Raw genomic sequence first — 23305 nt, forward strand, 5'->3', positions numbered from 1 at the left:
TCTCCACCGCGATGTCGCATCGGTGGGGGACACTGGGCGCATGAGCATCGAGGTTCGTCCGGCCACCGAGTTCGACGACGTCGCGACGCTGGTGGGTCCGAAGAAGCCGACGTCGAATGTCTGCTTCTGCCTGAGCTACCGCATCGGCAACAAGGAGAATCTCTCCCTGAAGGGACCGGACCGGGCCGCGAAGGTGCGCGAGCTCTGTCATCAGGACCCTCCCCCGGGCGTGATCGCCTACCTCGACGGCGAACCGGTCGGGTGGGCCGCGGTGCATCCGCGCAGCGAGACGAGCTTCGCGCGCAACCGTCTCATCCCGCGCGTCGACGATCTCGATGTCTGGTCGCTCTGGTGCGTGCGGGTACGGCCGGGGTTCCGCAAGCAGGGGATCTCGCACGCGCTGATCGAGGGCGCGGTCGCCTACGCGAAGAAGCGGGGAGCCCCCGCGATCGAGGGCTATCCGGTCGACAACAAGGGGGAGAAGGTCAACCTGACGATGGCCTACGTCGGCACACGACGCCTGTTCGAGGACGCGGGGTTCACCAAGGCAGCGGACACGGAATCGGTGCTGGATGGCTTCCCGAGGGTGCTGATGCGGCTCGATCTCGCGGGCTCGAAGAAGTCGTCGAAGAAAACGTGAACCGTCTGTCGCCGCACGGACAATACACAGCGTGAGCACAGACAGCGAGATCATCCGGCGGTCGCTCGATCAACCGGCAGCCTTCGCCGAGTTGTTCGACCGATATGCGCGCGTGGTCAATTCCTTCGCCACGTATCGCGTCGGGCAGCATGCGGCGGAAGACGTCTTGAGTGAGACGTTCCTCGTCGCGTTCCGCCGTCGTGCCGACTTCGACACCGGAGTCGAATCCGCCGTCCCCTGTTGTTCGGCATCGCGTCTCGACTGATCCGCCGGCATCGGACCGTGGAGGCGAAGCACTGGCGCTCGTTCGCGGCATCCGTCTCGGGAGAGGAGCACTCTTCGGAGGGCGGAGTCGACGACGCGATGACGAAGATCGACGCGGAGCGTGAGGTCGCGGGATTGAAAGCCCGGATCGCGGCGTTGGCACCGAAGGATCGCGAGACCCTGCTGCTGTACGCCTGGCAGGGCCTGACCTACGAGGAGATCGCCGCGGCGCTCGGCGTGCCCGTGGGAACGGTTCGATCGCGGCTGAACCGCGTCCGACGACGATTGGATCCCGCACGGAGAGCAAAGGCGCACGCACAGACACAGATTCCGGCGCAGGCAGACGGAGCAGGGGGAGTCCGGTGAACGTTTTCGAGAGGGTGCAGGAGACCCGTCCGGAGATCGACGGAGCCGACGAGAACATCCTCGCGGCACGCGCGCGGCTGCTGTACGAGATCCAGGAGGTCCGGCGACCCGCCGGGTCGCGGGATGCGCGACGGCCGTGGATCGTGGCTGCGAGCCTGGTGGGCGCGGCGGCTGCCGTCACCGCCGGCGCGCTGGTGGTCGGCAACCTGACGGCGCCGACACCGACGGTCGAGGCCGTGCCCACGCGCGAGCCCGGTTCGGTGATCGTGCCGAGCCCGGCGCCGACCCCGACTCCCACCCCCATGACCGGGCAGGAGGTGCTGGCGGGCGCGGCGAGCGCCGCGGCTGGATTCGCACCGCCCGTGCTGGCTCCGGGGCAGTACCTGCGGCGTGCGTGGAAGGCAGAGATTCTGGGTGTCTTCGATGCCGCACTCGGCTACCCGGGGCAACCGGGATACAGCGCTTCGCGCGCGACGGCGTCGAGTGCGTGGACGATCGGCCTCGACGGGGCCGACTATGCGCCTTCCGATCTCCGAGCCCAGTGGTACACGGAATGGGGGGCGCCCACGGCAGGCAGCGTCTACGGCGACGAAGCACAGGCCCGCGCGCAGCAGGCTGGGGCACTGCAGGGTTATGGCCCAGCGCGTCAGGTTGCGCCCACGGAGGCGCCGCGGCTTTCCGAGGGAGGTGCTGAAGACGTCTTGTGGTTCTTCGAGAACATGCCGCGCGACCCGGAAGCGATGATCGCGTGGATCCGGGACTACAAAGGCCCGGATGCGTCGGGATGGGCCGACGGGAAGGTCGGGTGGTTGCTCATCGGTCTGCTGTCGCACAATGTCGGGGATCCGGACATGCGTGCGTCGATGTACCGCGCACTCAGCCTCCTTCCCGGCTCCACGGTAGCGGCGGAAGAGGGCGGCCGACGCACCGTCACCTTCGACTCTCAGCTCGGCGCCCCGGACAGCGGGCAGACGTCGCTGCGGCGGTTCACGCTGACGATCGACATGGCGACGGGCATCGTGACGCAGACCACGGATACCAGCGATGTCGGGGAAGGGCTGATTCCGGGCGACGTTCCCGATTCCCGTATGACGTTCGAGATGAGTGTCGTCGACTCTCTGCCATGAGTATTTGGAACCGCCTTCGGATTCCGGAGCAATACCTAGTGTGAGCACGGATAGCGAGATCATTCAGCGGTCGCTCGAAGAGCCCGGGGCCTTCTCCGAGATCTTCGAGCGGCACGTCCGGCCGGTCGGCGGCTATATCCGCCGCCGAATCGGCGCGGACGCGGTCGACGACGTCCTCAGCGAGACGTTCCTCGTCGCCTTCCGGCGACGCGCCGCTTTCGATACGAGCAGCGCGTCCGCGCGGCCGTGGCTGCTCGGGATCGCCACGCGAATGGTCAAGAGCCATCGCGCAGCCGAAGCGCGGCAGTGGAGGGCTTTCGAAGCGTCGGCATCAGCCGACGGTGTGAAGGAGCAAGCGCCGCATCTGATCTCCGACGCGCGTCTCGATGCCGACGCGGCACTGCGAGCCCTGGCTCCGCGGATCGCCGCGTTGAGCGTGCGAGAGAGGGACACACTGCTCCTCCACGCGTGGGGAGACCTGACCTACGAACAGATCGCCGACGCGCTGGGCGTGCCGGTCGGAACCGTTCGGTCCCGACTGAACCGCGTCCGACGCAAGCTCGCGCCCCCCGGTTCTCACGGTGCGACCCGACTGACCTGGATGAAGAAGGAGGAGAGCGATGCTGCTTATGGAACGAGTTGGTGAGATCGGGATCGACGAAGCGCGCATCTCGGAGGAGAGCGTGCGCGTCGCACGACAGGCGCTGATGCGGGAGACCGCACGGAGCGCGCGCCCCGAGGTCGCGCGACGGCCACGCCGGCGGATCTGGGCCGGCGTCGGGATCGGCGGCCTCGTCGCCAGCACCGCGGTGACCGCGATCATCGTCGGGTCTGTCCTGGCGCCACCGGCCGTCCCCGACGCCGCGGCCGCAGAGATCCTCGAGCACGCGGCCACGGCGACCGTCGATGCGCAGGATGCTTCACTGTCCCCGGGGCAGTTTCTGCGGATCGAGACGGTCGGAGAGCACCTGCAGTTCTGGAACTCGGCCTGGGCGGACGACGGGGATGAGAACACCGACGCGTTCAACGCCTCCCGCTCGGGTGCGGATGCCGCGGTCCTCGTCCGCGACACCCGCGTGCTCTACGTTCCCGCCGATCGTTCGACCGACTGGTTCTACGACTGGGGTCACGCGGAGGTCATCGAGTCCTTCGGCGAACGCGGTGCGGAGGCTGCCGACGCGTGGTCTCTGAGTCCGGGCCCGAAGGGCACGGGTCGGGGCGTCGTCGAGACACTTCCCGCGGGAGAGTATCTGGCCGAGGGCGGTGATACGCCGCCGATGCCGTATCTGGCGGACCGCTACCGCCCGTTCTATGCCGAGATGCCGAGAGAGCCGCAGGCGCTGCTCGACTGGCTGCGCGCGCAGTCAGGGATGACGGGGACGGAGGCTGATCGATGGGTCGCGGCGGGGCTCTCCGATCCCTCGGCGATCAATCTGATGCCCGCCGATCTTCGGGCCTCCTTCTTCCGGGCGATCGCGCTCATGCCCGGGTTCGAGGTCGTGGCGGAGGACAGCGCGTCCGCGACGCTGCAGTACGTCGTGCCGGGCCATCGGACCACGACCATCGTGATCGACACGCATCAAGGACTGGTCCTCTCGATCGCTGAGAACTATGGGTCGGGTGGTCCGGCGGGCGACACCCAGGAATCCGTGACGCGCGTCGTCACCTCCGTGGTGGGCTCGGCTCCGGCCTCGTAGTGCCAGTTCCGACCCCGTCATCGGCCTCCGATGTCGGGGTCGGAAAGTAGACTCGAACCCATGGCATCCGACTCCTTCGCCCACCTGCACGTGCACAGCGAATACTCGATGCTCGACGGTGCGGCGAAGATCGCGTCGATGACTCAGGCGGCCGCCGATTACGGGATGCCGGCCATCGCGGTCACCGACCACGGCAACACTTTCGCCGCCTTCGAGTTCTACCGGGCGGCCAATGCGGCGGGCGTCAAGCCGATCATCGGGCTCGAGGCGTACGTCACTCCGGGAACCCATCGCAGCGACAAATCCCGAGTGCAGTGGGGCTCGCCCGACCAGAAGAGCGACGACGTCTCGGGTTCCGGTGCATACACCCACATGACGATGTGGAGCGAGACCACCCAGGGCATGCACAACCTGTTCCGGCTCAGCTCCCGGTCGAGCATGGAGGGCTACTACTTCAAGCCGCGAATGGACCGCGAGCTGCTGCAGACCTATTCCAAGGGACTGATCGCGACGACCGGATGCCCGTCGGGCGAGATCCAGACCCGTCTGCGTCTGGGTCAGTACGACGCCGCGCGCGCGGCTGCGGCCGAGTTCCAGGATCTGTTCGGCAAGGAGAACTATTTCGCCGAGATCATGGACCACGGGCTCTCGATCGAGCGGCGCGTGATGACCGATCTCCTGCGCCTCGCGAAAGACCTCAACATCCCGCTGGTCGGAACGAACGACTCGCACTACACGCACCAGCACGAGGCCGATGCGCACGAAGCACTGCTCTGCGTGCAGTCCGGATCCACCCTCGATGACCCGAACCGCTTCAAATTCGACGGCGACGGCTACTACATCAAGACCGCCGCCGAGATGCGGCAGCTCTTCCGCGACCACCCCGAGGCCTGCGACAACACGCTGCTGATCGCCGAGCGGTGCGAAGTCGAGTTCAACACTGCGGCGAACTACATGCCGCGCTTCCCCGTGCCCGACGGCGAGACCGAGGACAGCTGGCTCATCAAGGAGGTCGAGGTCGGCCTGCAGTACCGGTACCCCAACGGCATCCCCGACAAGGTGCGCAAGCAGGCCGAGTACGAGACCGGGATCATCCTGCAGATGGGCTTCCCCGGCTACTTCCTGGTCGTCGCCGACTTCATCAACTGGGCCAAGGACAACGGCATCCGCGTGGGGCCGGGGCGTGGTTCCGGCGCCGGATCGATGGTCGCCTACGCCATGCGCATCACCGACCTCGACCCGCTCGAGCACGGCCTCATCTTCGAGCGGTTCCTGAACCCTGACCGCGTCTCGATGCCCGACTTCGACGTCGACTTCGATGATCGTCGCCGCGGCGAGGTGATCGAGTACGTCACTCAGAAGTACGGCTCGGAGCGCGTGGCTCAGATCGTGACCTACGGCACGATCAAGTCGAAGCAGGCCCTGAAGGACGCCGGACGCGTGCTGGGCTTCCCCTTCAGCATGGGAGAGCGGCTGACCAAGGCCATGCCGCCGCCCGTGATGGGCAAGGACATGGAACTCGGCGGCATGTTTGACTCCGCGCACAAGCGCTACAAGGAGGCGAGCGAGTTCCGAGCTCTCATCGAGACCGACCCCGAGGCGAAGACCGTCTTCGACCGGGCGCTCGGACTCGAAGGGCTGAAGCGCCAGTGGGGTGTGCACGCGGCCGGTGTGATCATGTCGTCCGAGCCACTGCTCGACATCATCCCGATCATGCGCCGCGAGCAGGACGGGCAGATCGTCACGCAGTTCGACTACCCTTCGTGCGAGTCGCTCGGTCTGATCAAGATGGACTTCCTGGGGCTCCGCAACCTCACGATCATCTCCGACGCGCTCGACAACATCCGCATGAACCGTGGCGAGGAACTCGACCTCGAGCATCTCGAGCTCGACGACCGCGGCGCATACGACCTGCTCGGTCGCGGCGAGTCGCTGGGAGTGTTCCAGCTCGACGGCGGGCCGATGCGATCGCTGATGCGTCTGATGAAGCCCGACAACTTCGGCGACATCTCGGCTCTGATCGCCCTCTACCGGCCGGGTCCGATGGGCGCGAACTCGCACACGAACTATGCGCTGCGCAAGAACGGCCAGCAGCCGATCACCCCGATCCATCCCGAGTTCGAGGAGTCTCTCGCCGACATCCTCGACGAGTCCTACGGCCTGATCATCTATCAGGAGCAGGTGATGGCCATCGCCCAGCGGGTGGCCGGGTTCTCGCTCGGTCAGGCAGACATCCTCCGCCGCGCGATGGGAAAGAAGAAGAAGTCCGAGCTCGACAAGCAGTTCGAGGGCTTCCAGGCCGGCATGCACGCCAACGGGTACTCCGACGGCGCCGTCAATGCCATCTGGGAGATCCTGCTGCCGTTCTCCGACTACGCGTTCAACAAAGCGCACTCGGCGGCGTACGGCGTCGTCTCGTACTGGACGGCATACCTCAAGGCCCACTATCCGGCCGAGTACATGGCCGCGCTGCTCACCAGCGTCGGCGACTCCAAGGACAAGATGGCGCTGTACCTCAACGAGTGCCGGCGCATGGGGATCAAGGTGCTCCCGCCCGACGTGTCCGAGTCGATCAACTACTTCGCCGCCGTCGGCGATGACATCCGATTCGGTCTCGGTGCCGTGCGCAACGTGGGCAGCAACGTCGTCGACGGCATCGTGAAGGCGAGGAAGGATGCCCGCTTCGACTCCTTCCACCACTTCCTCGACAAGGTGCCGCTGCACGTGGCGAACAAGCGCACCGTCGAGTCGCTCATCAAGGCCGGCGCGTTCGACACCATGGGCGACACGCGACGCGCCCTCATGGAAGTGCACGAGGATGCCGTCGAGGCGGCGGTGGACCGCAAGCGCAACGAGGCGCAGGGGGCGATCGGGTTCGACTTCGACAGCCTCTACGACGGGCTCGAGGAGGTGGCGCCCGCCAAGGTGCCGGCACGCCCGGAGTGGATCAAGAAGGACAAGCTCGCGTTCGAGCGTGAGATGCTCGGCCTGTATGTCTCCGACCATCCGCTCGCGGGCCTCGAGATGCCGCTCGCCAAACACGCCTCCATTTCCATCCACGACCTGAACAACTCCGAGGACATGCAGGACGGCGACCAGGTGACTGTCGCAGGACTCGTGACCAGCGTGCAGCACCGCGTCGCCAAGGCCAGCGGAAACCCGTACGGCATGATCACGGTCGAGGACTTCAACGGCGAGGTCACCGTGATGTTCATGGGCAAGACCTACACCGAGTTCCAGCACATCCTGCAGCAGGACTCCATCCTCGCGGTCCGCGGTCGGGTGTCGCGGCGCGATGACGGGCTGAACCTCCACGCGCAGTCGGCGTTCGCGCCCGACGTCGGGTCGTTCGACGCCGCCGGCCCTCTGGCGCTCGTGCTCGCCGAGCAGCGCGCCACCGAACGCGTCATGAATGAGCTCGCCGAGATCCTGCGCCGGCACAACGGCGATACCGAGGTGCTGCTCCGTGTGCACCGCGGCGGCACAGCCAAGGTGTTCGAGGTGCCGATGCCCGTCAAGGTGACCGCAGACCTGTTCGGAGACCTCAAGTCTCTGCTCGGACCTGCCTGTCTGGGATGAGCGGGTAGGATCGTGAGCCGTCGGACGCACGATGAGTGCTGCCGTCGATCCCCGTGACGAAAGGACGACCATGAGCACGGATCTCCCCGAATCGTCGGATGCCGAGAACGCGGCGTTCAGCGACGAAGACGGCGTCCTCTACGACGAAGACGTCACGCCCGAGTTCGGCATCCTCGGATTCACCCTGCGCGAGCTCCTCATCGTCGGCGTCTGGCTCGTGGCCTTCGTGGTCTCTTTCTTCCCCTTCGCCGGATCTTCTTCCATCTGGGCCACGGGCATCCAGTGGATTTTGCCCATCGGCGTGCCGACCGTGGCGGTGTTTCTCCTCGTGCTCCGCCGGTTCTCGCCGGACGGGATCCGCCGCGTGGGATCCCTCGGAATCGACCAGTTCGCGTCCGTGGCCTTCTCCGTCGCCGCGGTGTTCTGGCTGAGCATCCTCTGGAGTGCCGTGGCGGCGGTGATCGAACTCGGTGTGTTCGGGTTGTTCTGGAGCGGCATCGTGCAGCTGCTCGCCTCGCTCGCCCTGGTCGCCCTGACCGTCTTCGCGCCCATCATCCCGGGGCTGAAGGAAGACTTCCACGGCCGCCTCGTGACACTGGCGCACCGCAACGCGAACCCGGTCCGGCCGGTCATCGCCCGGCCGCGCCCCGAACCGGTCGAGGCGCCGGCTGCCGTTGCCGAGCCCGCTGACGACGCGGACCCTTCGGCCACCGCTGCTCCCGCACCCCCGCAGTTCACCGCGCCGGAACAAGCGGCCACACCGCTGCACGACTCGCTCGTCGCGGACGCGAACCCCGAGACGCATGTGGTCGATGTCGTCGCTCTCGACGTCGAGCTCTCCGGTCAGAATGCGACCGACGAGGTGGCGCGGCTCGACCTGGCCGAGCAGGTGCCCCTGGGCGCGCACGCGTCGGGCGGCGGAACTGGAACCGAAGAGACGACGGCCGAGGAGGACTACGTGCCCGTCTACTCGCGTCGCTCCCGCAACCAGGAGATCGCGTCGGACACGGGGAGCATCGAATCTCTGCTGGAGACGGCCCAGACCGTCGAGACCGGCGACGCCGGCAGCAACGTCGACACGGGCAGCACGGACGACACCGACGTCATCGACGACTACCCGTTCACCGAGGCCGACCTCGATGCGACCAAGCCGCGCGAGCCTGCGCCCGCCGCCCAGCCGTTCTGGGTTCTCGCGCCCACGGAACGCGATGTGCATGACGAGCGCGGCGAACCGCTGTTCCGCATCGGTCCTAACGCGTGGGCCCTCGTGATCGAGGATCGTGGGGGCGCCTACGTCGTCCGCCATGATGACGGCCGCATCGGCTACCTCCACGAGATCTCCGACGTCACGAAGGGCTGACATGCGCACGATCGATCTCCGAGGGCGCGAGCTCTCGGCCGCTGACATGCTCGCCGCTGTTCCTCGCGCCGCGCAGGCGCGTGCGGAAGCTCTCGACGCGGCGACGCGCATCGTCGACGACGTGCGCGAACGCGGAGCGACAGCGCTGCGCGAGCAGGCGGAGCGCTTCGACGGGGTGAGCGGTCACGCCGTGCGGGTTCCGGAAGCCCACATCGCGGAAGCGCTCGAATCCGTCGACCCCACCGTGCGCGCCGCGCTCGAGGAGGCGATCGTTCGCGTTCGTCAGGGGTCCGAGGCACAGGTGCCTGCGCCGCAGACGACCGATATCGGCCCCGGCGCACGCATCCAGCAGCGCTGGCAGCCGGTCGCCCGCGCCGGGGTGTATATCCCGGGCGGCAAGGCGCCGCTCGCCTCCAGCGTCGTCATGAACGTCGTGCCCGCGCAGGTCGCCGGGGTGCAGCACATCGCACTGGCGTCCCCGCCGCAGGCCTCCTACGACGGCCGCATCCACCCGACGATCCTCGCTGCGGCAGGACTGCTCGGAATCGACGAGATCTACGCGATCGGCGGAGCCGGAGCGGTCGGCGCCTTCGCCTGGGGCGTACCGGAGATCGGGCTCGATCCGGTCGACGTCGTCTCCGGTCCCGGCAACAACTACGTCGCCTCGGCCAAGCGCGTGGTCGCCGGCATCGTCGGGACGGATTCGGAGGCCGGTGCGACCGAGATACTCATCGTCGCCGACGACAGCGCAGACCCGCGGCTCGTAGCCGCCGATCTGATCAGCCAGGCCGAGCACGACGAGCAGGCGTCCGCCGTGCTCGTCACCGACTCCCCGGAACTCGCCGCGCGCGTCGACGACGAGGTCGCGCGTCAGGCTCTGCGCACGCGGCACAGCGCGCGAGTGGCAGAAGCACTCGCGGGCCCGCAGTCCGCGATTGTGCTCGTGGACGGTCCCGGCATGGCGGCCGCGTTCAGCAACGCCTACGCGCCCGAGCACCTCGAACTCCACCTCGTCGACGCCGAGGCGGCGGCATCCGCTTTCACCAGCGCCGGCGCGGTGTTCGTGGGCGACCAGACGCCGGTCAGCCTCGGCGACTACATGGCCGGAAGCAACCACGTGCTGCCGACCGGGGGACAGGCGCGCTATGCCTCGGGCCTCGGCGCCTACACGTTCCTGCGGCCTCAGCAGGTCATCACCTACGACCGCGCCGCGCTCTCCGCCGTTCGCGACGGTGTCGTGGCGTTGGCCAACGCCGAGGCGCTGCCCGCCCATGGCGAGGCGATCGAGGCGCGGTTCACCGCGTAGGATCGGTCAGATGCACTGCCCCTTCTGCCGTCATTCCGACTCGCGCGTCATCGATTCGCGTACCAGCGACGACGGACTGTCGATCAGGCGGCGCCGCCAGTGCCCCGAGTGCGGCGGCCGATTCACGACGACCGAGACCGCGAGCCTCAACGTCATCAAGCGGTCCGGGGTGATGGAGCCCTTCAGCCGGGAGAAGGTCATCTCCGGCGTGCGGAAGGCCTGTCAGGGCCGGCCCGTCACGGAAGCGGACCTCGCCATCCTCGCGCAGCGCGTGGAGGAGAACGTGCGGCAGACCGGCGTCTCGCAGCTCGACACGAACGAGATCGGCCTCGCCATCCTCGGGCCGTTGCGTGAACTTGACGAGGTCGCGTTCCTGCGCTTCGCGAGCGTCTACCAGGCGTTCGACTCGCTGGAGGACTTCGAATCCGCGATCACCGACCTTCGCGCCGACCACGCGGAATCGGAGTCGGCGGACCGGTAATCTGGCAGGGATGTATCCGCTGCTCTTCCGCGCTGTCCTCTCGCGCTTCGATCCCGAGTTCGCCCATCATGCGGGAATGGTGGTGATCCGGGCACTCGGTGCACCGCCGCTCGCGCGGGTGACGCGGTCCCTGACACAGCCCGACCCGTCCCTGCGCGTCGAGGCGCTCGGGCTGACGTTCCCGTCGCCCTTCGGCATCGCAGCCGGATTCGACAAGAACGCGATCGGCGTGCGCGGTCTCGCCGCGCTCGGCTTCGGCCACGTCGAGGTCGGCACGGTCACCGCCGTCCCTCAGCCGGGCAACCCGAAGCCTCGGCTGTTCCGCCTGATCGCCGACCGGGCCGTTATCAACCGCATGGGCTTCAACAACGAGGGAGCGGATGCCGTCGCCCGGCGTCTCGCACAGCTTCGCCGTGGCGCTCCGGACACGATCATCGGCGTCAACATCGGCAAGAGCCGTGTGGTCGAGGTCGAAGAAGCCACCGCCGATTACGTGGCGTCGGCGACACGACTCGCCCCGCTCGCCGACTACCTCGCCGTCAACGTCTCCTCACCGAACACGCCCGGTCTACGTGGCCTGCAGGCCGTGGAGACGCTGGCACCCCTGCTGCGCGCCGTGCGCGAAGCATCCGGATCCACCCCGCTCCTGGTGAAGATCGCCCCCGACCTCCCCGATGACGAGATCACGGCGATCGCGCAGCTCGCCGTCGCCGAGGGACTCGCCGGCATCATCGCGCACAACACCACGATCAGCCGCGAGGGCCTCCTGACCGACGAGGCGGTCGTCGAGGCGGCAGGAGCGGGAGGACTCTCCGGAGCGCCGCTGAAGCAGAGGTCGCTGGAGGTGCTCCGCATCGTCCGCGCGGCGGTGCCCGCCGACTTCTGCGTGATCGCTGTCGGGGGAGTGGAGACCCCCACCGATGTGCAGGAGCGCCTGGCTGCCGGCGCGACCCTGGTGCAGGGATATACGGCGTTCCTCTACCGCGGACCGTTCTGGGGCCGCGAGATCAACCGAGGGCTTCTCAGGCGGGGTACTGCCCGCGCTTGACCTGCGGCTTCGGCAGACGCATGAAGCGCATCTGCAGCGCCCGCATGCCGGCGTACCAGCCGAGGCCCTTCTCCATGCGCTCGGCACCGAACTTCGCCGCGACCTTGCGCTTCACCCGGAATCCGAGCAGGACCATGCCGCCGATCGCGATCAGGAGGTACGCCATCATCGCGATGTAGGCGTAGAACGAGATCAGCGGGTTGGCCGGAACGAGCGACGCCAGGATGACGAGCACCATGACGGCCATGACGAACTCGGCGGGGTGCCAGCCGGCGTCGACGTAATCGCGCACCCAGCGGCGCTGCGGGCCCTTGTCGCGGACGGGGAGGAACTTCTCCTCGCCGGCGGCCATGCCTGCCTGGGCGCGGGCGCGACGCTCGTTGAGCTCGGCTCGGGCCGCGGCCTTCGCCTCCTTCGTGTTGGCGACCAGGGGACGACGGCGAGCCGCCTCCTGCTGCGCGCGGGTCGGCGTCGCGCGCCCCTTGCCGACGGCTGGCGTCTCGGGGGCGTCGTCGTTCGTCGAAGGGGAGACAGGGGTAGTGGCCACGAGGTTCCTCGGTTCGCTGAAGGTGGATCACCTTAAGATTACTCGCATGACCTCTTCCGCTCACCACGGCCAGCAAACACCGCCCAGCGAATCGGACGCCGCCGTCCTCGAAGCCGTGTCGATCGGCATCCCCTCCGCACTGTCGGACCTCGGCCACCTCGTGCGCATCCCGGGCATGGCCTGGCCGGCGTTCGACCAGACGCAGCTGGAACGCAGCGCGGAAGCCGTCGCAGCGCTCGTCGATGGCACCGGTGTCTTCGATGAGGTGCGCGTGCTGCGCGCTGCGGTCCCCGGCACCGACGAGTTCGGTCAGCCGGCCGTTCTCGCCACCCGGGCCGCCCGCAACGGAAAGCCCACGATCCTGCTCTACGCCCACCACGACGTGCAGCCCCCCGGAGACGATGAGCTCTGGGAGACACCGCCGTTCGAGCCGACCGTCCGCGACGGCCGCCTCTATGGACGCGGCGCCGCAGACGACAAGGCCGGCGTCATGGCGCACGTCGCGTCGATCCGTGCCGTGAAGGAAGTGCTCGGCGACGACCTCGACCTGGGGATCGCGATGTTCATCGAGGGCGAAGAGGAGTATGGATCGCGGTCGTTCGCGCAGTTCCTCTCCGACAACAAGGAGGCGCTGCGAGCCGACGCGATCGTCGTCGCCGACTCCGGGAACTGGGACTCCGTCACGCCGGGTCTCACGGTCTCGCTCCGCGGCAATGCGCGGTTCACGATGCGCGTGCGCACGCTGGAGCACGCGTCGCACTCCGGCATGTTCGGCGGAGCCGTCCCGGACGCGATGATGACGACCGTGAAGCTTCTCTCGACGCTGTGGAACGACGACGGCTCGGTCGCCGTCGCGGGCCTGCTCGAGCGCGACGCGCCGACTCCGGACTACGACGAGGCCACCCTGCGGGAAGAAGCCGGACTGCTGCCGGGCACGACGCCGATCGGCAACGGCACGATCCTCAGCCGCATCTGGAACAAGCCCGCGATCACGCTGATCGGTATCGACGCCACGAGTGTGGCCTCGGCATCCAACACCCTCCTGCCCGAGGTGACGGTCGTCATCAGCGCGCGCGTCGCACCGGGGCAGACGGGGGAGGAGGCCTACGAGGCGCTTCAGGATCACCTCCGCGCTCACGCCCCGTTCGGCGCCGAGCTCACCTTCTCCGACGCCGACCTCGGCGACGGGTTCCTCGCCGACACGAGCGGCTGGGCGGCTGCGCTCACGCGGGACGCCATGAACGACGCGTACGGCGTGGCTCCGATCGACCTCGGCGTGGGCGGGTCCATCCCCTTCATCGCCGACCTGGTGCGGGAGTTCCCGGCGGCGCAGATCCTCGTCACGGGCGTCGAGGACCCTCACTCGCGCGCGCACAGCCCGAACGAATCGCTGCATCTCGACACCTTCCGAAACGCCGTGGCGACCGAAGCGCTGCTGCTTTCTCGGATGAACGCGGTCGACCTCTGAGCCGGCCGGCGCGACCGGCGGTAGAATTGGCTCGAACGCCGTGCCACTGCGGCCCGTGACAAGGAGCGACATGAGCGACACCACGCTGACTTCAGAGACCACCACCCGCGCCCACGGCATCAGCCTCACCGACGCGGCAGCCGTCAAGGTCAAGAACCTGCTCGAGCAGGAAGGCCGTGACGACCTCCGTCTGCGCGTCGCCGTGCAGCCCGGCGGATGCTCCGGCCTGATCTACCAGCTCTACTTCGACGAGCGCTTCCTCGAGGACGACGTCACCGTCGACTTCGACGGCGTGGAGGTCATCGTCGACAACATGAGCGTCCCGTACCTCGACGGCGCATCGATCGATTTCAAGGACACGATCTCCGAGCAGGGCTTCACGATCGACAACCCGAATGCGGCCGGCAGCTGCGCCTGCGGCGACAGCTTCCACTGATCCGAACGCCCCCGCCAACCTGCGCGGTTGGCATGAATCAGGTGTGAGGTTGCCCTAGACTTGGGTGTGCCCTGTCCGCAATCTGAAAGGTGCATCGTGCCCTCGAAACACCGCCTTCGTTGGGCCGCTCTTCCCGTGGGAGTAGTGGCAGCCGTGGTCCTGGCGGGATGTACCACCACCGAGTTGAACGGCTACCTTCCCGGCTTCATCGAGGGTGAGCCTGCGGCCACGAACCAGACCGAGCGCGTGTCCGGTCTGTGGGTCAATTCCTGGATCGTCCTGCTCGCTGTCGGCGTCATCACCTGGGGCCTGATGGCCTGGGCCGCGATCGCGTACCGGCGTCGCAAGGGCCAGACCGGCCTGCCGGTCCAGATGCGCTACAACATGCCGATCGAGATCTTCTACACGATCGTGCCGCTCATCCTCGTGCTGGGCATGTTCTTCTTCACGGCTCGTGACCAGGCCGAGATCGAGGCGAAGTGGGACGACCCCGACGTCGAGATCACCGCGATCGCCAAGCAGTGGGCCTGGGACTTCCAGTACGACGCCGAGTCGGAAGACGACACGGTCTGGACCATGGGCATCCAGGCGCAGCCCGACGCCGAAGGCAACATCGACCAGGCGCAGCTGCCGACGCTGGTGCTCCCGGTCGACAAGAAGGTCACGATCGACCTGCAGTCCCGCGACGTCATCCACTCGTTCTGGATCATCGACTTCCTGTACAAGAAGGACATGTTCATCGGGAAGGACAATTCCTGGTCGTTCATCCCGACCCGGGTCGGCGAGTACAAGGGCAAGTGCGCCGAGCTCTGCGGCGAGTACCACTCGATGATGCTGTTCAACGTCAAGGTCGTCGAGCAGGACGAGTACGACGCCTACCTCGCCTCTCTCAAGGAGGAGGGCAACACGGGAGACATCACGGACGAGTACGACCGTCTCTCGAACCTCCCCGGCACCACCGGGAACACCGACTCCGAAGAAGGAGAGGAGTAAGCCATGTCGACCACTGAAGCGCCCCGCACCGACGAGGCCCCTCGCTCCCGTCCCACCGCCCTGCCCGCCCGCCAGGCTGCTCTGATGAGCTCCTCGCGCGTCGAGCAGAAGGGCAACATCGTCGTCAAGTGGATCACCTCCACCGACCACAAGACCATCGGGTACATGTACCTGATCGCCTCGGTGCTGTTCTTCCTCCTCGGTGGCGTGATGGCTCTCGTCATCCGCGCCGAGTTGTTCGCGCCGGGCATGCAGATCGTCCCGACGAAGGAGCAGTACAACCAGCTGTTCACGATGCACGGCACGATCATGCTGCTGATGTTCGCGACGCCGCTCTTCGCCGGCTTCGCGAACGCGATCCTGCCGCTGCAGATCGGGGCGCCCGATGTGGCGTTCCCGCGTCTGAACGCCTTCGCCTTCTGGCTCTTCCTCTTCGGATCGACCATCGCGGTCGCCGGCTTCCTCACCCCGCAGGGTGCGGCGTCGTTCGGATGGTTCGCCTATCAGCCACTCGCGGGAGCGTCGTTCACGCCGGGTGCCGGTGGAAACCTCTGGATGGTGGGCCTCGGAATCTCCGGTTTCGGAACCATCCTCGGCGCGGTGAACTTCATCACCACGATCATCACGATGCGCGCTCCCGGTATGACGATGTGGCGCATGCCGATCTTCTCCTGGAACACGCTCATCACGAGCCTGCTCGTCCTGATGGCCTTCCCGGTGCTGGCTGCGGCGATCTTCGCTGCTGCTGCCGACCGCATCCTCGGCGCTCACATCTACGACCCGGCCAACGGCGGCGTGCTGCTCTGGCAGCACCTGTTCTGGTTCTTCGGTCACCCCGAGGTGTACATCATCGCGCTGCCGTTCTTCGGCATCGTCTCGGAGATCTTCCCGGTGTTCAGCCGGAAGCCGATCTTCGGATACAAGACCCTCGTCTACGCGACCATCGCCATCGCCGCCCTGTCCGTCGCCGTGTGGGCGCACCACATGTACGTCACGGGTTCCGTCCTGCTGCCGTTCTTCGCGCTGATGACGATGCTCATCGCCGTGCCGACGGGTGTGAAGATCTTCAACTGGATCGGAACGCTCTGGCGAGGATCGGTGACCTTCGAGACGCCGATGGTCTTCGCTCTCGGCTTCCTGGTCTCCTTCGTCTTCGGTGGACTGACCGGTGTCATCCTCGCGGCCCCGCCGCTCGACTTCGCGCTGTCCGACTCGTACTTCGTCGTCGCGCACTTCCACTACGTGGTCTTCGGCACCGTCGTGTTCGCGATGTTCGCCGGCTTCTACTTCTGGTGGCCGAAGTGGACCGGCCGCATGCTGAACGAGCGCCTGGGCTACGTGCACTTCTGGATGCTGTTCATCGGCTTCCACATGACGTTCCTCATCCAGCACTGGCTCGGTGTCGACGGCATGGTGCGACGCTACGCGGACTACTCCGCGGCCGACGGCTGGACCTGGCAGAACCAGGTCTCCACGATCGGTGCGATCATCCTCGGCGCCTCTATGCTCCCGTTCTTCCTGAACGTGTGGATCACGGCGCGCAAGGCTCCGAAGGTCACCGTGAACGACCCGTGGGGCTACGGCGCGTCCCTCGAGTGGGCCACGTCGTGCCCGCCGCCGCGGCACAACTTCACGTCGATCCCGCGCATCCGCAGCGAGCGTCCGGCATTCGACCTGAATCACCCGGAGGCGGCCGAGTTCTCGGTCAGCGTCCCCGGCGAGCGAGAGGCGCACTGAGTCATGCGCGATAACGTCATTCTCTGGTGGATCCTGACGGCGTTCTTCGCCCTCGTCGGCGTCGTCTACACCGGCTGGCACATCCTGGCCACCCCGAACGAGAACTTCGCGATGCGGATCGAGTGGGTCGGCACGGTCGCCCTCTTCTTCGCGGCGTTCATGGGCGCGATGATCGCGTTCTACCTCGACCGCACGCATGCGGCTCAGCAGGGTGAGCTTCCCGAAGACATCCTGACCGCCGACATCGACGACGGTGACCCCGAGCTCGGCGAGTTCAGCCCGTGGTCCTGGTGGCCGATCGTGCTGGCGGGCTCTGCAGCCGTGTTCGTGGTCGGCCTGGCCGTCGGACATTTCCTGCTCCCGATCGGTCTCGCGATCTTCGTCGTCGCGATCGTCGGCTGGGTCTACGAGTACTACCGCGGCCACTTCGCCCGCTGACGCACACATCGAAGAAGGCCCTCGGATTCGTCCGAGGGCCTTCTTCGTGTCTGAGCGGGTCGTGTCCGACCAGGTCGTCTCCGAGCAGGAATCAGGCGCGTGTGCGGATGCGCGCGATGCCCGTGAGAGGGTCGACGGGGCGGTGATGCACGCCGTCGGCGTTTTCCACGGGGTAGCCCTCGCGAACCCAGTATTCGAACCCGCCGATCATCTCACGCACCCGGTAGCCGAGCTTCGCGAACTCAAGGGCGCCCTTGGCTCCCGCATTGCAGCCGGGGCTCCAGCAGTACACGACCACTTCAGCATCCGCGGCGATCTCCTGAGGGGCCCTGGTCGCGATCTCGCTGTAGTGCATGTGCACGGCACCGGCGACCCGTCCCTGCGCCCAGGCCTCGTCAGAGCGCACATCGATCACGACGAGGCTTTCGCCACCCTTCAGCGCGGCATGGACATCGCTCGCATCCGTCTCATAGGCGAGCTTGGCGGCGAAGAATTCGGAACGTTCCATCATGGCTTCAGCCTAGGGTCACCGGATGCCGTGACAGCGGCATAATCACGCCGACCGGCGACGGATTCCGGACATTGAGCGCGGCGCTCAGAGAGAAGCTGTCATCTGCACCCGGCGCCCGTGGACGCCGAGGCGCAGTGCGTCTTCGGTCGAGATGAGACCGCGATGGAACTCGGAGTCGGGCTCGGTCTCCACAAAGCCGCAGGAGGCGTAGAACGGGGCATTCCAGGGCACATCCGCATAGGTGCGGAGCGTGATGCGCCGATGGCCGCGGCGTCGCGTCTCGGCGACAGCGGCCTCGACCAGCCGGCGCCCGATGCCTCTGCGTCCGTGTTCGGGGAGGACGGAGAGCTGCTCGAGGTGGGCGTGCCCCTCGATCTCCAGCACATGCACGAAGCCGACCGGACCGGCGGCGGCGTCGCCGGTCGTCGACTCGGCGACGAGAACGAATCCCGGCATGGCGGCCCGCTCCAGGGAGCTCGTCGGGGGAGGCCAATCCGCCGCGCCGAAACGGTCGATCAGCAACGCATCTGCGGCCGCCTCGATCTGCTCGATGGCGGCATCGTCCGCGGGCCTCGCAGCGCGGATGAGAGCCGTCACGACCGACCCGACGCGACAGCGGCGATCGCCTCGATCTCCACCAGCTGGTCGTCGTACCCGAGGACGGTGACGCCCATCAGTGTGCTGGGGACGTCATTGTCGTAGGCATACGGTGCATCGGCGAGAGAGGTGGAACGGATGAGCTGAACGATGGAAGACACCCCTCGATCCTTGCACGACGGTGCGGTCCACCATGTGCGGCAACGACGAAGGCCCCGTCCAGAACGGACGGGGCCTTCAGCTGTGGGGGAGAGGCGACTACTCGCCCTCCTCCGACTTCTCGTTCTTCGACTTCTTGGCAGGCTCCGTGGCGATCACGGTGCTCGGGGTGTTGGCCGTCTCGTCGACGTGCGTCTCACCCACGGTGAGCGGGGCGTCGGGGAATCCGGCGCGCTCGTGAGCGCCCTGGATCTCGGCTGCCTCGGTCTCCTCGTTCTGCGCCGTGACGTGGTGCTGGTGCGAGTCGGCCGCTTCGACCTCTGCCTGCGTGAGCGGAGCGAGGCGGTCCTCGAAGAACCAGCGCGAGATCGAGGAGCGGACGTTCTCGGTCCACGGGATCCGGCCCTTGGCGTTCGGGCGCACGACCAGCGGCTCGTATCCGTCGACGTCGATCAGCTTCCAGCGGTCGTACTGGTCGACCGGCTGGTGCACCTCGATGAACTCGCCGCCGGGGAGACGGACGATGCGACCCGACTCGAAGCCGTGCAGCACGATCTCGCGGTCCTTCTTCTGCAGCGCGATGCAGATGCGCTTCGTGACGAAGTAGCCGAGGATCGGCGCGATGAACAGCAGCGCCTGGAGCGAGTGGATGACGCCTTCCATCGTGAGCATGAAGTGCGTCGCGATGAGGTCGGAGGATGCTGCAGCCCACAGCACCGCGTAGAAGAGGACACCGGCGACGCCGATGGCGGTGCGGGTCGCCGCGTTACGCGGACGCTGGGCGATGTGGTGCTCGCGCTTGTCACCAGTGATCCACGCCTCGATGAAGGGGTAGATCGCGACGACGACGATGAACAGTCCAAGGACCACCAGCGGGAGCAGGATGCCGAACGACCAGGTGCGGTCGAACAGGACCAGGTCGAGGTTCGACGGTGCCAGTCGGAGCGCTCCGTCGGCGAAGCCGATGTACCAGTCGGGCTGGGTTCCGGCCGAGACGGGGGACGGGTCGTACGGGCCGTAGTTCCAGATCGGGTTGATCTGGAAGAACGTCGCGATCAGCACGATCACACCGAAGACGATGAACAGGTAACCGCCCATCTTCGACATGTAGACGGGCATCATCGGGTAGCCCACGACGTTGTCGTTCGTACGGCCGGGGCCGGCGAACTGCGTGTGCTTGTTGACGATCATCAGCATCAGGTGCACGACGATGAGGCCGATGATGATCAGCGGCAGCAGCAGGATGTGCAGCGTGTACAGGCGGCCGACGATGTCGGTTCCCGGGAACTCGCCGCCGAAGAGCATGAACGAGGTCCACGTGCCGATCAGCGGGATGCCCTTGATCATGCCGTCGATGATGCGGAGGCCGTTGCCCGAGAGCAGGTCGTCGGGGAGCGAGTATCCGGTGAAGCCCTCGGCCATCGCCAGGATGAAGAGCACGAAGCCGATCACCCAGTTCAGCTCGCGGGGCTTGCGGAAGGCTCCGGTGAAGTACACGCGGAGCATGTGCACGCCGATTCCGGCGATGAACACGAGCGCGGCCCAGTGGTGGATCTGACGGACGAGGAGCCCGCCGCGCAGATCGAAGGAGATGTGCAGCGAGGACTCCAGCGCCGCGGACATCTCGATGCCGCGCATCGGTGCGTAGGCGCCGGTGTAGTGGGTCTCCACCATCGAGGCCTGGAAGAAGAACGTCAGGAAGGTTCCGGAGAGGAACACGACGACGAAGCTCCAGAGCGCGATCTCGCCGAGCATGAACGACCAGTGATCGGGGAAGATCTTGCGACCCAGCTCCTTGATGAAGCCCGACATGCTGGTGCGCTCATCGATGTAGTTCGACGCGGCACCGACGAAGCGGCCGCCCAGCGGCGCCTTCGTGTCCTTGTCGTCTTTGGACAGCGTTGCGGTGCTCAATGGCGCTCCCAGAAGCTCGGGCCGACGGGTTCCTTGAAGTCGCTGCGTGCGATCAGGTAGCCCTCGTCATCGACGGTGATGGGCAGCTGCGGCAGCGGACGTGCCGCCGGGCCGAAGATGACCTTGGCGTGGTCCGTGACGTCGAACTGCGACTGGTGGCACGGGCACAGCAGGTGGTGCGTCTGCTGCTCGTACAGGGCCACCGGGCATCCGACGTGCGTGCAGACCTTGGAGTAGGCGACGATGCCGTCGTAGGACCAGTCCTTGCGGTCCTCGGCCTCGGTCAGCTGCTCGGGGCGGAGGCGCATCATCAGCACGATGGCCTTCGCCTTCTCCTCGAGGTAGCCGTCGTGGTGGCTGAGCTCGGCGAGCTCCTCGGGGATCACGTGGAAGGCGGATCCGAGCGTGACGTCGGCCGCGCGGATGGGGGTGCCGTCGGGGTCGCGCACCAGGCGCGATCCTTCTTCCCACATCGTGTGCTTGAGCAGCACGACCGGGTCGCCGGCCGTCGGGTCGTCGGGCGTGGAGTGCGGGGCCAGGCCGCGGAACAGCGCGACGCCGGGGATGATCGACGCGACGATCGCTGCGAACAGCGAGTTGCGGATCATGGAGCGCCGTCCGAAGCCGGACTCCTCGTTCGCCTCGGAGAATGCCTGCACGACCGCTGCACGCGTGGCATCCGTGCCACGGGTGGGGTGGCGGTGCTCGATGTGCTCCTTGTCGGACATCAGCGCCTTGGACCAGTGGATCGCACCGATGCCGAGGGCCAGGAGCGCGAGCGCGATCCCCAGTCCGATGAAGAGGTTGTTCTGACGGATGTCGATGAGCGCGCCGCTCTCGATCGGGAACAGCATGTAGGCGGCGACCGCCCAGATGCTCCCCGCGAGGGAGAGGTAGAACAGCGTGTAGACCGTGCGAGCGGCGTTCTTCTCCGCCCGCGGGTCCTTGTCGGTCATCCGCTCGCGGTGCGGCGGCAGCCCCGGGTTGCGCACGGGATCGCTGACTGCGACACCCAGCCCCGGAGAGGGCTGGTAGGCCCTGTCAAGAGCCTGCGAGTCGTCGTCGTGTGCCATGGTGCTCCTCGTACGTTCCTCTTCGATGAATAAGCGTCAGTTGGACTTCGCCGTGATCCACACGGTGATGGCGACGAGCGCGCCGATGCCGAAGATCCACACGAACAGACCCTCGGAGACCGGGCCCAGCGATCCGAGCGAGAAGCCGCCGATCTGCACGGACTGCTGCTGGTACAGCAGCGCCGAGATGATGTCGCGCTTGTCCTCGTCGGACAGGTTCATGTTGCCGAAGACCGGCATGTTCTGGGGACCGGTGACCATGGCGGCGTACATGTGCAGCGCGCTGGTCTCGGTCAGGGCCGGGGCGTACTTGCCCTCGGTCAGCGCCCCGCCGGCGGCGGCGACGTTGTGGCACATCGCGCAGTTCACGCGGAACAGCTCGGCGCCGTTCGCGACGTCGCCCTCGCCGTCCAGGATGTGGTCGGCGGGGTAGGTCGGGCCGGGAGCGACCGACTGCACGAAGGAGGAGATCGCGAGGATCTGCTCCTCGGTGAACTGCGGCTCCTTCTGCGGCGCCTGCGGTCCCTGCATCTGCAGCGGCATGCGGCCGGTGGAGAGCTGGAACTCGGTCGCCAGCTCGCCGACGCCGTAGAGGCTCGGTCCGTTGGGGGTGCCCTGCAGGTCGAGGCCGTGACAGGTGGCGCAGTTCGCCTTGAACAGCGTCTGGCCGTCCTCCACGGTCAGCTCGGTCGAGACGCTCGACGTCTCGGTGGCCGCGAACGCGGCGGACGCACCGGCGTATACCGCACCGGTGATCATGAGGCCTGCTCCGATGAGCGCGGCCGCCGCCAAAGGGCTGCGACGACCGCCAGAACGGCGCTTCTTCTCTCGTGCCATCTCGGGGATCAGCTCCGCTCTTATTTCAGGAAGTAGATAACGAGGAACAGCACGATCCAGACGACGTCGACGAAGTGCCAGTAGTAGGACACCACGATCGAGGACGTCGCCTCTTTGTGCCGGAAATTCTTGACCGCGTATGCGCGTCCGATGACGAGCAGGAACGCGATGAGTCCACCCGTGACGTGTAGGGCGTGGAAGCCGGTCGTCAGGTAGAACGCGGAGGCGTACGAGTCCGCGTTGATCGGCATGCCCTCTGCGACCAGCTGTGCGTACTCCCACACCTGGCCGGAGACGAAGATCGCGCCGAGCGCGAAGGTGAGGAAGAACCACTCGACCATGCCCCAGCCGAACAGCCGACGGCGGCCGGTGCCGTTCTTCTGGCCCTTGGCGAGCTTGTAGGGCTGGAGGTCCTCAGCCGCGAAGACGCCCATCTGGCAGGTGAACGACGAGAGCACCAGGATCGCGGTGTTCACGGCCGCGAATGGGACGTTCAGCAGCTCGGTGCGGTCGGCCCAGAGCTCAGGGGAGGTGCTGCGGAGCGTGAAGTAGATCGCGAAAAGTCCCGCGAAGAACATCACCTCGCTGCCGAGCCACACAATGGTGCCGACAGCTACCGGGTTGGGCCGCTTGATCGTTCTCGCCGCCGGGGCATACGTCGCTGAGGTCGTCACCCTTCCATTATGGCCGATCCACGGGGGTGATTCGCCCACCAGGGGGCCCCGTT

23 protein-coding genes and 1 pseudogene are annotated in these 23305 nt (G+C 66.9%); 16 read left to right on the forward strand and 8 right to left on the reverse strand.

Features of this window, described 5'->3' with window-relative positions; genetic code table 11:
- The first annotated feature begins 40 nt into the window (after positions 1–40).
- The 11 genes from QFZ21_RS00390 to QFZ21_RS00440 all read left to right on the forward strand — a co-directional run bounded on the left by QFZ21_RS00390 (position 41) and on the right by QFZ21_RS00440 (position 11868).
- Positions 41–640, forward strand: coding sequence for a GNAT family N-acetyltransferase (locus QFZ21_RS00390; RefSeq protein WP_307373237.1), 600 nt, complete (start codon positions 41–43; stop codon positions 638–640).
- A gap of 31 nt (positions 641–671) precedes the next feature.
- Positions 672–905 carry an RNA polymerase sigma factor gene (locus tag QFZ21_RS00395; RefSeq protein ID WP_307373239.1) on the forward strand — a complete coding sequence of 78 codons (234 nt, stop codon included), beginning with the start codon at positions 672–674 and terminating at the stop codon, positions 903–905.
- A 17-nt stretch (positions 906–922) separates the two neighbouring features.
- Complete coding sequence (locus QFZ21_RS00400; RefSeq protein WP_307373240.1) at positions 923–1270, forward strand: RNA polymerase sigma factor; 348 nt, start codon at positions 923–925, stop codon at positions 1268–1270.
- A complete protein-coding gene (locus QFZ21_RS00405; protein ID WP_307373242.1) occupies positions 1267–2397 on the forward strand; it encodes a hypothetical protein in 1131 nt (376 codons plus the stop codon). Before QFZ21_RS00400 ends, QFZ21_RS00405 begins: the two co-directional genes overlap by 4 nt.
- Before the next feature lie 40 nt (positions 2398–2437).
- A complete protein-coding gene (locus tag QFZ21_RS00410; protein ID WP_307373244.1) occupies positions 2438–3043 on the forward strand; it encodes an RNA polymerase sigma factor in 606 nt (201 codons plus the stop codon).
- Positions 3018–4094, forward strand: a complete 1077-nt coding sequence (locus tag QFZ21_RS00415; RefSeq protein WP_307373245.1) for a hypothetical protein — start codon at positions 3018–3020, stop codon at positions 4092–4094. The genes QFZ21_RS00410 and QFZ21_RS00415 overlap by 26 nt, the downstream gene beginning before the upstream one ends.
- Positions 4095–4154: 60 nt before the next feature.
- Entirely contained in the window at positions 4155–7673 is a 3519-nt protein-coding gene (gene dnaE / locus QFZ21_RS00420) for a DNA polymerase III subunit alpha (RefSeq protein WP_307373247.1), read from the forward strand.
- Between the two features lie 70 nt (positions 7674–7743).
- Positions 7744–9033, forward strand: coding sequence for a hypothetical protein (locus QFZ21_RS00425; RefSeq protein WP_307373249.1), 1290 nt, complete (start codon positions 7744–7746; stop codon positions 9031–9033).
- Between the two features lies 1 nt (position 9034).
- Positions 9035–10339, forward strand: a complete 1305-nt coding sequence (hisD, locus tag QFZ21_RS00430; RefSeq protein WP_307373251.1) for a histidinol dehydrogenase — start codon at positions 9035–9037, stop codon at positions 10337–10339.
- A 10-nt stretch (positions 10340–10349) separates the two neighbouring features.
- Positions 10350–10820, forward strand: a complete 471-nt coding sequence (gene nrdR / locus QFZ21_RS00435) for a transcriptional regulator NrdR (RefSeq protein ID WP_307373254.1) — start codon at positions 10350–10352, stop codon at positions 10818–10820.
- A 10-nt stretch (positions 10821–10830) separates the two neighbouring features.
- Complete coding sequence (locus QFZ21_RS00440) at positions 10831–11868, forward strand: quinone-dependent dihydroorotate dehydrogenase (RefSeq protein WP_307373255.1); 1038 nt, start codon at positions 10831–10833, stop codon at positions 11866–11868.
- Here QFZ21_RS00440 and QFZ21_RS00445 read toward each other — a convergent pair.
- Positions 11843–12415: a DUF3043 domain-containing protein gene (locus QFZ21_RS00445; RefSeq protein WP_307373257.1), complete on the reverse strand. Its 573-nt coding sequence runs from the start codon at positions 12413–12415 to the stop codon at positions 11843–11845. The genes QFZ21_RS00440 and QFZ21_RS00445 overlap by 26 nt on opposite strands.
- Positions 12416–12461: 46 nt before the next feature.
- Here QFZ21_RS00445 and QFZ21_RS00450 point away from each other — a divergent pair, with 46 nt between their 5' ends.
- The 5 genes from QFZ21_RS00450 (at position 12462) to QFZ21_RS00470 (ending at position 17487) form a co-directional block, all read left to right on the forward strand.
- A complete protein-coding gene (locus tag QFZ21_RS00450; protein ID WP_307373260.1) occupies positions 12462–13883 on the forward strand; it encodes a dipeptidase in 1422 nt (473 codons plus the stop codon).
- Positions 13884–13953: 70 nt separating this feature from the next.
- Positions 13954–14319: an iron-sulfur cluster insertion protein ErpA gene (erpA, locus tag QFZ21_RS00455; RefSeq protein WP_307373262.1), complete on the forward strand. Its 366-nt coding sequence runs from the start codon at positions 13954–13956 to the stop codon at positions 14317–14319.
- Positions 14320–14415: 96 nt separating this feature from the next.
- On the forward strand, positions 14416–15312 hold the full coding sequence (gene coxB / locus QFZ21_RS00460) for a cytochrome c oxidase subunit II (protein ID WP_307373265.1): 897 nt from the start codon (positions 14416–14418) through the stop codon (positions 15310–15312).
- Positions 15313–15315: 3 nt separating this feature from the next.
- Positions 15316–17049: a cytochrome c oxidase subunit I gene (gene ctaD / locus QFZ21_RS00465; RefSeq protein ID WP_307373268.1), complete on the forward strand. Its 1734-nt coding sequence runs from the start codon at positions 15316–15318 to the stop codon at positions 17047–17049.
- Between the two features lie 3 nt (positions 17050–17052).
- Positions 17053–17487: a cytochrome c oxidase subunit 4 gene (locus tag QFZ21_RS00470; RefSeq protein ID WP_307373270.1), complete on the forward strand. Its 435-nt coding sequence runs from the start codon at positions 17053–17055 to the stop codon at positions 17485–17487.
- Between the two features lie 91 nt (positions 17488–17578).
- Here the strand turns inward: QFZ21_RS00470 and QFZ21_RS00475 are convergent, their stop codons facing one another.
- The 7 genes and pseudogenes from QFZ21_RS00475 to QFZ21_RS00505 all read right to left on the reverse strand — a co-directional run bounded on the left by QFZ21_RS00475 (position 17579) and on the right by QFZ21_RS00505 (position 23252).
- Positions 17579–17998 carry a rhodanese-like domain-containing protein gene (locus QFZ21_RS00475; protein WP_307373272.1) on the reverse strand — a complete coding sequence of 140 codons (420 nt, stop codon included), beginning with the start codon at positions 17996–17998 and terminating at the stop codon, positions 17579–17581.
- An 84-nt stretch (positions 17999–18082) separates the two neighbouring features.
- Complete coding sequence (locus tag QFZ21_RS00480; protein WP_307373274.1) at positions 18083–18595, reverse strand: GNAT family N-acetyltransferase; 513 nt, start codon at positions 18593–18595, stop codon at positions 18083–18085.
- A pseudogene (locus QFZ21_RS00485) lies at positions 18592–18696 on the reverse strand (RidA family protein); the annotation flags it as partial. The pseudogene QFZ21_RS00485 and the gene QFZ21_RS00480, both read right to left, overlap by 4 nt.
- Positions 18697–18853: 157 nt before the next feature.
- Complete coding sequence (locus QFZ21_RS00490; protein WP_307373276.1) at positions 18854–20668, reverse strand: cytochrome bc complex cytochrome b subunit; 1815 nt, start codon at positions 20666–20668, stop codon at positions 18854–18856.
- Positions 20665–21741 carry a ubiquinol-cytochrome c reductase iron-sulfur subunit gene (locus QFZ21_RS00495; RefSeq protein WP_307373278.1) on the reverse strand — a complete coding sequence of 359 codons (1077 nt, stop codon included), beginning with the start codon at positions 21739–21741 and terminating at the stop codon, positions 20665–20667. The genes QFZ21_RS00490 and QFZ21_RS00495 overlap by 4 nt, the downstream gene beginning before the upstream one ends.
- A 36-nt stretch (positions 21742–21777) precedes the next feature.
- On the reverse strand, positions 21778–22578 hold the full coding sequence (locus QFZ21_RS00500) for a c-type cytochrome (protein WP_307373280.1): 801 nt from the start codon (positions 22576–22578) through the stop codon (positions 21778–21780).
- Between the two features lie 20 nt (positions 22579–22598).
- The gene (locus QFZ21_RS00505; RefSeq protein WP_307373282.1) at positions 22599–23252 is read right to left on the reverse strand and encodes a heme-copper oxidase subunit III; all 654 of its coding nucleotides are present in this window, start codon (positions 23250–23252) and stop codon (positions 22599–22601) included.
- Positions 23253–23305: the final 53 nt, after the last annotated feature.

The organism is Microbacterium sp. W4I20, from assembly GCF_030816505.1.
Taxonomy (GTDB): Bacteria; Actinomycetota; Actinomycetes; order Actinomycetales; family Microbacteriaceae; genus Microbacterium.